Annotated in this window: 8 protein-coding genes; 3 read left to right on the top strand and 5 right to left on the bottom strand. The window is 54.4% G+C overall.

The annotated features are described in order from the left end of the window. Positions 1-215: 215 nt before the first annotated feature. The 3 genes from ACT6RZ_RS02730 to ACT6RZ_RS02720 form a co-directional block, all read right to left on the bottom strand. Positions 216-1,313 (bottom strand): porin, encoded by a 1,098-nt coding sequence (locus tag ACT6RZ_RS02730; RefSeq protein WP_444700659.1) that lies wholly within the window; start codon positions 1,311-1,313, stop codon positions 216-218. 297 nt (positions 1,314-1,610) lie between these two features. After that, positions 1,611-2,489, bottom strand: a complete 879-nt coding sequence (locus ACT6RZ_RS02725) for an alpha/beta fold hydrolase (RefSeq protein WP_444700658.1) — start codon at positions 2,487-2,489, stop codon at positions 1,611-1,613. Positions 2,490-2,491: 2 nt separating this feature from the next. Beyond that, positions 2,492-3,112, bottom strand: a complete 621-nt coding sequence (locus ACT6RZ_RS02720) for a LexA family protein (protein WP_444700657.1) — start codon at positions 3,110-3,112, stop codon at positions 2,492-2,494. A 137-nt stretch (positions 3,113-3,249) separates the two neighbouring features. On the opposite strand from ACT6RZ_RS02720, the gene ACT6RZ_RS02715 reads away from it, so the two are divergent. Further along, complete coding sequence (locus ACT6RZ_RS02715) at positions 3,250-4,503, top strand: putative DNA modification/repair radical SAM protein (protein ID WP_444700656.1); 1,254 nt, start codon at positions 3,250-3,252, stop codon at positions 4,501-4,503. 4 nt (positions 4,504-4,507) lie between these two features. Continuing rightward, the gene (locus ACT6RZ_RS02710) at positions 4,508-6,025 is read left to right on the top strand and encodes a TIGR03915 family putative DNA repair protein (protein WP_444700655.1); all 1,518 of its coding nucleotides are present in this window, start codon (positions 4,508-4,510) and stop codon (positions 6,023-6,025) included. Between the two features lie 80 nt (positions 6,026-6,105). Here the strand turns inward: ACT6RZ_RS02710 and ACT6RZ_RS02705 are convergent, their stop codons facing one another. Together ACT6RZ_RS02705 and ACT6RZ_RS02700 are read right to left on the bottom strand one after the other, a co-directional pair. Continuing rightward, complete coding sequence (locus ACT6RZ_RS02705) at positions 6,106-6,336, bottom strand: hypothetical protein (RefSeq protein WP_444700654.1); 231 nt, start codon at positions 6,334-6,336, stop codon at positions 6,106-6,108. Positions 6,337-6,514: 178 nt separating this feature from the next. Continuing rightward, complete coding sequence (locus ACT6RZ_RS02700) at positions 6,515-8,281, bottom strand: monovalent cation:proton antiporter-2 (CPA2) family protein (RefSeq protein ID WP_444700653.1); 1,767 nt, start codon at positions 8,279-8,281, stop codon at positions 6,515-6,517. Positions 8,282-8,634: 353 nt separating this feature from the next. Between ACT6RZ_RS02700 and ACT6RZ_RS02695 the strand changes: the two genes are divergently transcribed. Further along, entirely contained in the window at positions 8,635-12,099 is a 3,465-nt protein-coding gene (locus ACT6RZ_RS02695; RefSeq protein ID WP_444700652.1) for a response regulator, read from the top strand. Positions 12,100-12,101: the final 2 nt, after the last annotated feature.

The following is a 12,101-nucleotide window of genomic DNA, read 5'->3' as shown; positions in this document are numbered from 1 at the left end:
TATCGATCCGCTGATTAAATAAATCATGTTCAGTGCCTCAGAAATGCCATAGAAAGTAAAAAATGCGACTAAGTAAAATGCGTCATGGAACACACTTTTTCCTAGCACTCAGCTTACGCTTGGAGAAATAAAGAAGTCGTAATGAAAAAAAGCTGACGTATAAAAAAGTTATAAATACGTCAGCCGCAAAAACCGGGGGAGTAGGGAGGGTTTGCTTAGAAACTGATAGCGAGGGCAGTGGTGGCCATCAGGCTGCGGCTGGAAAAGTCATTATCATGTTTGAGAAAAATGCGCTCGCTGCTGATGAACTGGCGTAGCTCAGTTCTGAGTAGTACTGAATGATAGAGTTGATAATCCATATTGACTGAATAGCCCTGGGTCTTGAAGCCATCAGGCGTCTCCGTGCTGACAATCACCCCTTGCTTGTCCTGATAGTACTCGGCGCGGGCAGCAAAACTCAATCGATCGGAATAACGATACCTGAAGATCAGATTAGGCGAATACCAGACATTGTAGCGGCCCCTGTCATCCAGTCTTTGTTCCGCGCCTACATCCAGGGCTGCCAGCATAGACCAGTCGTCATTCAGTTGTAGTTGTGCATAAAGATTATGGAAATAACGCATCTGGCGATCAGCATCTGATTTGTCATTGCCTATGAATGAGCTGCTATTGATAGTCAATCTTTCGTTTGGCCGGTAGGTGATCTGGTGGCCCAGCGCCGGCGTGGTATTGCCATCCGGCCTGTGTATCCTTTGCCAGCCATTCAGCAACAGACCGCTGACGTACCACTTGCCATCTGTGCTGGTGTAAGCAAGCCGGGCACCCGTTTCGAAATAGGGCGAGTTGTCTGCCATCATGCTACGGGTCAAAGTCCAGTTTTCAGCACCAATAGCACTCTCAAAACCAATATGCGCAGGCATCACACCTACATCCAGCCAAACATCATGCTGGTCTGAAAGTTTAACCCCGACATTGGCTTCATACAGATGCTGCAAACGGCGTGTCTCGGCTGCATAGTTAGCCTGCATATAAGTGCCGGAGGCAACACCCAGGTGCGCCCTGAAATGGCTGCTGCTGAAATCAGCCCGGATCAGGGCGAGGTTGATCTGCAGGCTGTCATCCTGGTTATAGCTGTAGATAAATGAGGGCCTTTTTTGCCGAGCAGGATCATTGAAGTCCTTGCTGTAATAAGACTCCAGATAACCACTGACCTTGAAGCTGGCGGCTCTGAAGTCCTGCAGCTCTTCCGCGTAGCTCACATTCGCCAGACATGGCAGCACCAGTACACAACAATGAATGATGGATTTATACACGCGATACCCTTAAACATATGAATCACTATTTGAAGTGTGCATTGTTCAAGAAAAAAGGTAAATTTTTTGCATAGATTTCATCTGCCAGCTGTAAATGAAATATAAAAACCGGGCTAGTGATGAGGTTTTTTGGCGGGATAGGTGGCAGCAGCGATCCCATTCTTAACGGCTACCAGGCTGGCAGCGCAGAGGCAGTGACTGATAGAGGCCAGTCAACTTATATCGCAATATTTCAGACTGTGACTGCTAGCGCAGCACCCCTGAGCAGGCGCTCAGGCTGCCTGCTCGGGGTTCGCACTAATAGGAATAAGAAGCTGTAAAGCTGCTCACGTTGCGGCGGCTGGTAAAGCGTTGCGCAGACGCTGCCACCGGCCGCAGGAAAGCATCCACAGCGGCAGCCAGGCGTGCCGGTTCATCATAGGGCAGCCCGTGCCCGGCATCCGGGATCAATTTATACTGCAGCTCAGGGTTGAGTTTATGTAACTCCAGCGCGGTGTCGGTAGAGACTATGCCTTCGCTGCCCAGCACCAGCAAGGTCGGTACATAGATATTGCGGATCAGCTCATCAAACTCGGGGTTAGGCGGGATCAGCACATCAAACGCCTTAACGCTGGTTTGTAGCCTTGCCTGGATGATATGTTCCAGCAGCTCGGACGAGCGATAGCGGTATTTTGCTTTGGCTTCCTTAAACAAGGCTTCCTTGGTCGAGCTCAATATCTGCTGGTGTTGTTCAACCACACCACTTTCATACACTTCATCCTGCCATTCCGGGCTGATAAAGGTCGGGTCTGCCAGGATGATGCCGCTGATGGCAAAGCCAAGACGGCTCGCGACCATGGCCGCAGTCATGCCACCCATGGAGTGCCCCAGCAGATACGGCGATTTAATGCCCAGGGTGCGGATAAGTGCGATGACATCATTGGCATGGTCCTGATAGGTATAGCCATGCGCTGGCGCGCTGGATAAGCCATGGCCTCTGGCGTCCGGCATGATGACGTCGTAATCTTTCTCCAGTGCACGCGCCAGTTGTGACCAGCAGGCGCCACTGCCTGCCAGGCCATGCAGGGCGATCAGAGGAGGCTTGTTGCCGCCTGTCCTCAGGTAATTGATGTTGATATCGTTGGCGCGGCAAACGCCATTGGCCCAGCTGGTCGAGATGATGTTTTTACGTGTCATGATCAAAATTTCCTGAAAGAGCCTGTGACTACACCCCAGATTTGAAACTCCATCCTGCTTAGTATCAGGATGGGGCTGTATTTGCCGGAAGAGTTCGCAGGTAATAGTTTGGGCAGGCCGTTAGCTTGTTTGGCCAGGGTTTTCACGGTGAATTCGCCATCTATCATGGCCAGCACGATATCGCCCAGAGCCGGCTGCTTGCGCTTTTGTACGATGGCTTTATCGCCAGGCATCAGGCCGACTTCTATCATGGACTCACCCTGTATGGTGATGAAAAAGGTGTCGTCTGTATTGGAGATCAGGTATTGGTAGAGGTCCAGCTGTTCTTCGATATCACTGTCAGCCGCTGAGGGCAGACCGGCCGGCACCTTGGATTGATACAAGGGCAGGCTGATGCTTTCAGCGGCTAATAAAGGTTGCGCGAATGCATCCACCGAATCCAGATTATCTTTTAGCTCATGCAGGCGCTGTTTCCTGGCATAGGCTTCCAGAAAGTCGGCAATGACCGCCTTTTGGCTATTGGGCACACGGATAACAGAGGTCTCTTCGCGGAAAGTACCTGACCCCACTTTGCGACCTGAACCTGGTTTTCTACCTGCTATTTTCAATTCGTCTTTTTTCATAATTTTTATTGTAACAAAAATAATAATTTTATTGTTACAATAAATAAATATTTTTGAGATCCTTCTTTCAGTGCTCTCAATTTCTCTAGATGCCGATTCACAAAGTAGCCGATATAAAGACACTTTAAAAGACCTACATGCAACTCAAGCAGAAACTCGAAATACTGGCTGATGCCGCCAAATATGATGCTTCATGCGCTTCCAGCGGGACTGACAAACGCACTTCCAGCGACGGCAAAGGCATAGGCTCGACCACCGGCATGGGCATATGCCACAGCTATGCGCCGGACGGGCGCTGTATCTCGCTGCTGAAGATACTGTTGACCAATTTCTGCGTTTATGACTGCATCTATTGCGTTAATCGCGTCAGCAGCAATGTGCCGCGCGCGCGCTTCAATGTGCAGGAAGTGGTCGACCTTACCCTGAGCTTTTACCGCCGCAATTATATTGAAGGGCTGTTCCTGAGTTCGGGCATCATCCGCAACCCCGATTACACCATGGAGCAGGTGGTGGAAGTCGCGCGCTTGCTGCGTCAAGTGCATGATTTCCGTGGCTACATCCATCTCAAGACCATCCCCGACGCCAGCCCGGAACTGATGGCGCGGGCCGGCCTGTATGCCGACCGCCTCAGTATCAACGTCGAGTTGCCCACCATTGCCAGCCTGCACACTCTGGCGCCGGAGAAGGACGGCCAGGCCATACGCCGTTCCATGGGCCATCTGCGGCTGAGGATAGACGAAAGCAAGGACAAGACGCTCACTGGTAAAAAGCCGCCGCGTTTCGCGCCTGGCGGCCAGAGCACGCAGATGATAGTGGGCGCGGATGCCACCGATGACCGCGCCATTCTGCATACCAGCGCCAACCTTTACGGCGCCTACAAGTTACGCCGCGTTTATTATTCGGCTTTCAGTCCTATCCCCGATGCCAGCAAGATGCTGCCACTGAAAGCGCCGCCGTTGGTGCGCGAGCACCGGTTATACCAGGCCGACTGGCTGTTTCGTTTTTATGGTTTTGCGGCCGACGAGATCGTGACCGGGCAGGATGGCATGCTGGATCTGGACCTGGACCCTAAAATGGCCTGGGCGCTACAGCATAGAGAACAGTTCCCGGTGGACCTCAACCGCGCACCCAAAGCCATGCTGTTGCGGGTGCCGGGGCTGGGGGTGACCAGCGTCGCCCGCATACTCTCTGCCCGCAGGGTGCGCGCCATACGGCATGACGACCTGGCCCGCCTGCGCGTGTCTATGAACAAGGTGCTGCCTTTCGTCATGCTGCCTGACTACCACCCCGGACGCAGCCTGGACCACCAAGATCTCAAGCAGCACATACAGCAGGTGCATACGCCGCCGCTGGTCGCTCCACAACAGTTCGGCTTGTTTGAGCCGGTTTAGCCAGATGCAGACCGTCCGCCTGGCACATGAAACTGATTTCGAAGGCTGGCGCCTTGCGGCGCGCGCTTTGCTGGTACAGGGGGTCGCGCCTGAAAATCTCGAATGGCGGGTAGGCGAACACAGCAGCGGTCTGTTTGATCTGCCCGAGTTTGCGCCGGCGCAAAGCCAGCCATCCAGCAAAGACCCAGGTCACGCTATTTCCCAGTCACTCGCCACACCCCAATTCCTCGCTACACCCCAATTCCTCACACCACAAGTCAAGGTGCCGCGCGAATTTATCGCGCTGTGCAGCAAGGCTATCCTGCATAGTGACCCAGCGCGCTTTGCCTTGTTGTATCGCCTGTTGTGGCGTTTAAATCAGCAGCCAAAACTGTTACAGATCGCATTTGACCCTGATGTGGCAAAGGCGCAAGCCATGGTCAAAGCAGTACGCCGTGACCTGCATAAAATGAAAGCATTCGTGCGCTTCCGCGAGATAGAAATGCAAAACGGAGAACCCGAATTCATTGCCTGGTTCGAGCCCAGCCAGCATATCGTGCAGGCGTCGGCCGCCTTTTTCACCGAGCGCTTTACCAATATGCGCTGGTCCATACTCACCCCGGCGATCTGCATGCACTGGGATGGCGAAACGCTCAGCTACGGCCCGGGCGCCAGCAAGGCGGATGCACCGACTGAAGATGCAGGCGAGGATCTATGGCGTTCGTACTACCGCAGCATATTCAACCCGGCACGGCTCAAGGTATCGGCCATGCTGGCGCAAATGCCGAAAAAATACTGGCGCAATTTGCCAGAGGCACCGCTGATCGCCGGGCTGATCGCGGGTTCTTCGCAACGTATGGAAAAGATGATAGTAGCTCAGCCGACCACAGCGCAACGCAAGGTCATCAAATATGTCGCAGCTGCTGTGTTGCCGCCGCCAGCTGCCAGCGCAGCCGCTGCTGCTCTGCATCAGCTTAACCAGCACATGCTGGCTGAAACTGACCTGCCGCTGGCGCTACAGGCCACGCAAGCGGTATTCGGTAGCGGGTTCGCCCCCGCCAGACTGATGCTGGTGGCGGCACAACCGGGCGAGCAGGATGATTTAAGCGGCCAGCCCTTTACCGGCGCGGCAGATCGCTTGCTAACCCAGGCATTACAGGACGCGGGCATCGCCCGTGACCAGGTGTATGTCACGCATGTGCTCAAGCATTACAAGTTCAGGCTGGCAGGCAGGCGGCGTGTGTCTGGCGTGCCTGGCATGCAGGATATCGACCCCTACTTGCCGTGGTTGCAAGCCGAGATAAACATTGTGCAGCCTGAGCTGATAGTCGCTTTGGGTGGGGTGGCCGCGCATGCGCTCACAGGCATGGCGTTGGATATGCAGGCCAGGCGCGGCGAACGGTTGCCATTGGCTGGGGGAGTGCAGTTACTGGTGGTAGATGACGCTGCATTTGAAACAACAGACAAGGCCAGCAGACAGCCGGCTTATGCGCAGCTGGTGGCAGACCTGACACTGGCGGTCAGGGAGCTGACGCGCGCCTGATCATGCATAAGCAAGCTGCTTATCTGTGATTGCAGCGCGCACAGGCAGTGCGCGGTTTTGCTGAAATAAAAACAGCAGGGTCAGGCTGCCAGGGCGCCACGATATTTATACATCTGTGACAATTCACTGCTCAAAAGCTTGCAGGCCTGGTCGTAAGCAATACGTGAAAGCAGTATGCGGTCGCCCTCGGCAGGCACAAACAGAAACGATGCATTGACCTCATCCGAAATAAATTCGCCTGCGAATACATTGTTGATATAGACAAAATCCAGGCTGGATTGCGCTTCTGATCTTTTAAATTCTATTTTCATGCTCAGGCCTTACTTCGGGATAGGAGACAAAAGGAATGGCTGCCGTAACAGCCACTGTTCTTTTCCGGCAGGCCAAAACCGAATGATCAGTGTTTGGCCTATGCGCTATATATGAAGGTTAACGGCATTAAATGAATAAATTTATAGGGCAGATACGATTTAGTTTGTAGGAATATTCTTACGCCTCGGGGTTGGGGCTTTCCAGCTCGAGCAAGGTTTTCAGATCCTGGCGGCCCTGTTCCATCAGGCTGGAGATCGCTTTGCGGTCGTGGCGTATCTTCAACGTGGCTTCCAGTTGATCCAGATCGTGCTTTTCAAATTGCGCGACTATCTTTGCCGCCGAACTGGCGGTTTCACCTATGGCCAGCAATGACTGCCTGGCCGCTTCGAGTGAAGAATAAAAGGTTTCCCGTATCGGGTTCAGATCCAGCTCACGCAAGTCAAAGGCGTCGGTCCTGCTTCTGGCGCGTGCGACCATGGCCACGCCAGGCCAGCGCTCTTTGACCAGTTTTGCCATTTCCAGCGCAGCGGCAGAGTCATTGACGGCGATCACCAGCAGCTTGGCCTCGGCGATGCCTGCTTCTTCGAGCAGATCCAGTCGCGACGCATCACCGTAATAACAACGCCAGCCAAACTCGCGCATAAGGTCGACCTGATTGGGGTCGTTATCGATCAGGGTAGGCGTGATACCTTTGGCGACCAGCACCCGGCCAACGATCTGGCCGAAACGGCCGAAGCCGGCAATGATGACAGCATTATTCTCCGGGATGGCATCTTTGGGCCGTTCACTGCATTGCAGGCTGAGAAAACGCTCATACAGCAACAGCAGTATAGGCGTGGTCAGCATGGAGACCGCCACGATGGCGTTGAGGATATTGTAGGTCTCGCGCGGGATAGAACCCTGCGCCAGGGCCAGGCCAAAGATGACAAAAGCGAATTCGCCTATCTGCGAGATGGAAACGCCGAACAACAGTTTGTCGCGCAACGGGTATTTGAACAGCCAGCCCAGGCCCATCAGCACCGCTATCTTGATGGCGACGATCAGCAGGGCAAAGCCGAAGATCAGCAGCGGCTGGTTGGCGACCAGGTTCAGGTCCACTGTCATGCCGACGGCGATAAAAAACAGCCCTAATAACAGGCCTTTGACCGGCTCTATGTCCAGGCGCAACTCATAGCGATATTCCGAATCGGCCAACAGTACGCCAGCGAGAAAAGTACCCAGTGCCATGGATAAACCCACCGATTCCATGGCCAGCGAGATGCCTATCACCAGCAGCAGGGAAAAAGCGACAAAGATCTCGCGCACGCCGGTTTGCGCGATCATGCGCATGATAGGCCGCAGTATGGTGCGGCTGGCCAGCACGATGGCAACGATCACGGCAATCGCCTCAGTCACGGCCAGCAAGTCAAAGCTGGAGGCAGAACGGTTAGGCGCCAGAAAAGCCAGCAGCATGAACAGCGGGATCACCGACAGATCCTGAAACAGCAGGGTGGCGAATGCGGCTTGCCCGCCAGAAGTATGCAACTGCTTTTTTTCGATCAGCGCGGTGAGGCCGATGGCGGTGGATGACATGGCGACACCCATGCCTATGATCAGCGCCTCGCTCCAGCTGAAAGCCAGAGTGTGAGCGATTACTGTCACCAGCAGTATGGTCAGCGTGACCTGTATGCCACCCAGGCCAAATAACAACTTGCGTAACTCCCATACTTTTTGTGATTCCAGCTCCAGGCCGATCAGGAACAGCATCAGCACCACGCCAAACTCGGCAAAGTGCAGCACATGCTCAGGGTCGGCGATCAGTTTTAAAGCTGAAGGGCCTATCAGTATGCCGGCGATCAGGTAGCCCAGCACCGAGCCCAGGCCCAGCCGCTTGAACAGCGGCACCAGGATAATGGCGGCCGACAGGTAGATGGCGGCCTGGAAAAGAAAGTGCGAGGTATTCATTAAAACCTTTATCTATGGTTGTTTTATATAGAGTTGCTTTATCTGGGGTTGGGTGGTTGCCTGCCGCAGATGCGCTGGCAGCCTGCAACACTTGCAAATAGCTGCAGTGGCTAAGTGGAAATTACCATAGATAGCGTTGCTGTCAACATCTTACGGCGAGAGCAGCAACAACGGCCAGCGGGCTACCGCCAGTCTGCCCGCCCAGCAGCTGTTTTGTAGGAGGAACTTACCATTATCCTTGCATAACCGCCAGCAAACCAATCTTTACCAGCCAAATGCTGGCTTGGTCTAGCCATCCCCGGTTATCTACGGTATCTTTATCAGGTTTAGCAGACAAATTTTCAGGGATAGTAATGACTGACCAGCAGCAAGTAGATCAAATCGGTTTTCGCAGGATACTGACCCGCAATGTCACCTTACCTTTGGCACTGGGTGTGCTGAGCGCGCTGATCTTCGTGGTGTTGATATACAACCTGCTGGCTGCGCTAAACTGGGTGGAACACACGCAGAAAGTCATAGGCAAGCTCAATGAATCGGCCAAACTGTCTACCGATATGGAGTCTGGCATGCGCGGCTACCTGCTCACCGGCGATGAGAGCTTTCTGACGCCCTACCAGGTGGCGCGGCCGCTGGTGCAGGCTGAACTGGATAGCCTGGTCGGCCTGGTGTCGGATAACGATTACCAGGTGAATCGTGTCCGCAAGCTCAAGAGCCAGATCACGCAGTGGGATGAGTATGCGCAAAACATGATAGAGATGCGCCGGAGCAAGCAGGATTATTTATCCTCAGTCAGGTCGCAACGCGGCAAGATGCAGTTCGACGAATTAAGGAAAGAGCTGAGCCTGGCGCTGGAAACCGAGCAACGCCTACTACAGGAAAGGAACGACAAGGCCATCAGTACCACGACCACCAGTGTGATCGCCTTCCTGGTGATCAGCCTGCTGGTGAGTGCGTTACTGGCATTGCTGGGGCGCAGAGACCTGATGGGGCTTTCCGGCAACTATAACGCCATCCTCAAAAAGCAGGAAGAGCACGGCCAGTATCTGCAGGAGCAATCGCGCATGCGCGAAGGGCAGGCAGAGATCGTGCAAAGCGGCCTGGGCCAGCTGGCCTTGCCTGAGCTGGGCAACGCTGCGCTGGCTATCCTGTCCAGATATGTGAATATGCAGGTCGGCGCCATTTACGAATACAAGGAAGATGGCACGCTGAGCCTGTTCGCCACCTATGGCTATAAAGATAATCCCGACCACCTGCAGCGCCACCTGCCCAAACACGAAGGCCTGGCCGGCCAGGCAGCGCTGAGCGGCAAGATCATGCAGCTGACCGACCTGCCGGAAACCTACCTCAGTATCAGTTCTGCGCTCGGTTCGGCCCGCGCCAACGGTGTGGCCATCATCCCGCTCAAAAGCGAAGGACACGTCAATTCGGTGATGGAACTGGGCTTTATCGACGCTATCCCGGCCAAAGACATGGCCTTGCTGGAGTTTATTGCCAGCAACCTGGGCTCGGCGATAGAGGCCACCATCGCCAAGCAAAAACTGCAAAGTGCCTATGCCGAAGTGCAGCAGCTCAACGAAGAGTTGCAGGTACAGCAGGAAGAACTCAAAACCGCGAATGAGGAGCTGGAAGAGCAGTCCACCATCCTCGAAGAATCGCACTCCATGCTGGAAAACCAGAAAGCCGAACTGGAACAGACCAATGAGCAACTGGCGCATCAGGCGATGCTGATAGACCAGCGTAATGATTCGCTGATGCTGGCGCAGCAGGCTCTGGAGAAAAAAGCCCAGGAATTGCAGAAATCCAGCCAGTACAAATCCGAGTTCCTGGCCAATATGTCGCACGAGCTGCGCACGCCGCTGAACAGCGCGCTCATCCTTTCCAAACTGCTGGCGGATAACGCCCAGGGTAACCTGGACCAGGAGCAGGTCTCGTTTGCGGAGACCATCTATGCTTCCGGCAATGACCTGCTCAACCTGATCAACGATATCCTGGATATTTCCAAGGTCGAGGCAGGCAAGCTGGAGCTCAACCTGTTGCCGGTCAGTGTGCAGAGCATCGCTGATGCCATGAAAATGAGTTTTGACGCACAGGCGAGGGAAAAGAAATTACAGTTCAACATCGCCGTCGGCAAGCAGGCGCCTGCGCATATCACCACCGATAAATTCAGGCTGGAGCAGATATTGAAAAACCTGCTCTCCAATGCTTTCAAATTCACCCAGGCCGGCGAAGTCGCGTTTTCTATAGACGCCGCAGCCAACGGCCAGATCGCTTTCAGCGTGCGGGACAGCGGCATAGGCATAAACAGCGATCAGCTGGAAAACATCTTTGAAGCCTTCCACCAGGCCGATGGCTCCATCAGCCGCAAATATGGCGGTACCGGGCTGGGCCTGTCTATCTCGCGTGACCTGGCCAGATTGCTGGGTGGTGAGCTGACAGTGGAAAGCACACCAGGCACTGGCAGCATATTCACCCTGACCTGTCCGCTGGAAATCAGCGCCGTGATCGCAACGCAGGAGCCAGCCGTCGAGATCAGGCCAGTGGTCATGCCGCCAGCTGCGCCGCCTAAACTGCAGGAACCAGAAGCGTTGGCTACGCCGGCGTTTGCTGATGACAGGGACAATATCCAGCATGCCAACCGACTGGTGCTCATCATAGAAGACGAGACCGATTTCGCCAGGATACTGTATGACATCTCGCATGAGATGCAATATAGCTGCCTGGTGGCGCACACCGCCGCGCAGGGCTTGCGGCTGGCAAAAGCGTTCAAGCCACAGGCTATCCTGCTGGATATCCGCCTGCCGGATGCCTCAGGCCTGACCGTGTTACAGCAGTTGAAAGAAGACCCTGAAACCAGGCATATCCCGGTGCATGCGCTGTCGGCGACCGAGCAGCAGGATGCCGCGCTGCAACTGGGCGCCATCGGCTATGCGGTGAAACCGAAATCGCGCGATGAGTTAAAAGAAGTATTCCTCAAACTGGAAGAAAAATATACCCAGCAGATCAAACGTGTGCTGGTGGTGGAAGACGATGCCAGACAGCGGCAGAGTGTGATCCAGTTGCTGTCTGATGAAGATATAGAGATCGTCGCCGTTGAGCTTGGCGAACAGGCTTTGCAGCAACTGCACCAGCAGGTGTTCGACTGCATGATCATAGACCTGAAACTGCCGGACATGAAAGGCAACCAGCTGTTACAGCGCATGTCCAGCGAACATATCCTTTCTTTCCCGCCTGTCATCGTTTATACCGGCCGCAACCTGACCCGTGAAGAAGAGATGGAGCTACGCAAATACTCCAACTCCATCATCATCAAAGGCGCCAGGTCGCCAGAACGCCTGCTGGACGAAGTCACGCTGTTCCTGCACAAGGTCGAGTCGCAACTGTCGGCCGAGCACCAGTCCATGCTCAAAACCATACGCAGCCGCGACCGCGTGTTTGAGGGCCGCAAAATACTGCTGGTGGATGATGATGTGCGCAATATATTCGCCCTGACCAAGGTGCTGGAACACAAGGGCCTTAATGTGGATATCGCGCGCAATGGCCGTGAAGCGATAGAAAAATTGCAGGCGCTGGATGATATAGACCTGGTACTCATGGATATCATGATGCCGGAAATGGATGGCTACGAAGCCATGCGCGAGATCAGAAAAGATGCCAGATACACGCGTTTGCCTATCATCGCGCTCACCGCCAAAGCCATGAAAGACGACCAGGAACTGTGTATGAAAGCGGGTGCCAGTGATTACCTGGCCAAACCGGTGGATATAGACCGCCTGCAATCGCTGTTGCGCATCTGGATGCCTAACCTGGAGCGCCTGTAAAC

The sequence above is a fragment of the Methylophilus sp. genome, from assembly GCF_052437885.1.
Taxonomy (GTDB): Bacteria; Pseudomonadota; Gammaproteobacteria; order Burkholderiales; family Methylophilaceae; genus Methylophilus.
This window is presented reverse-complemented; position numbering and strand designations above follow the sequence as displayed.

Excerpts from the sequence above, each read along its gene's own strand:
- ACT6RZ_RS02710 (WP_444700655.1), top strand. The coding sequence starts at position 4,508 with ATGCAGACCGTCCGCCTGGCACATGAAACTGATTTCGAAGGCTGGCGC.
- ACT6RZ_RS02695 (WP_444700652.1), top strand. The coding sequence starts at position 8,635 with ATGACTGACCAGCAGCAAGTAGATCAAATCGGTTTTCGCAGGATACTG.
- ACT6RZ_RS02720 (WP_444700657.1), bottom strand. The coding sequence starts at position 3,112 with ATGAAAAAAGACGAATTGAAAATAGCAGGTAGAAAACCAGGTTCAGGT.
- ACT6RZ_RS02705 (WP_444700654.1), bottom strand. The coding sequence starts at position 6,336 with ATGAAAATAGAATTTAAAAGATCAGAAGCGCAATCCAGCCTGGATTTT.
- ACT6RZ_RS02715 (WP_444700656.1), top strand. The coding sequence starts at position 3,250 with ATGCAACTCAAGCAGAAACTCGAAATACTGGCTGATGCCGCCAAATAT.
- ACT6RZ_RS02725 (WP_444700658.1), bottom strand. The coding sequence starts at position 2,489 with ATGACACGTAAAAACATCATCTCGACCAGCTGGGCCAATGGCGTTTGC.
- ACT6RZ_RS02700 (WP_444700653.1), bottom strand. The coding sequence starts at position 8,281 with ATGAATACCTCGCACTTTCTTTTCCAGGCCGCCATCTACCTGTCGGCC.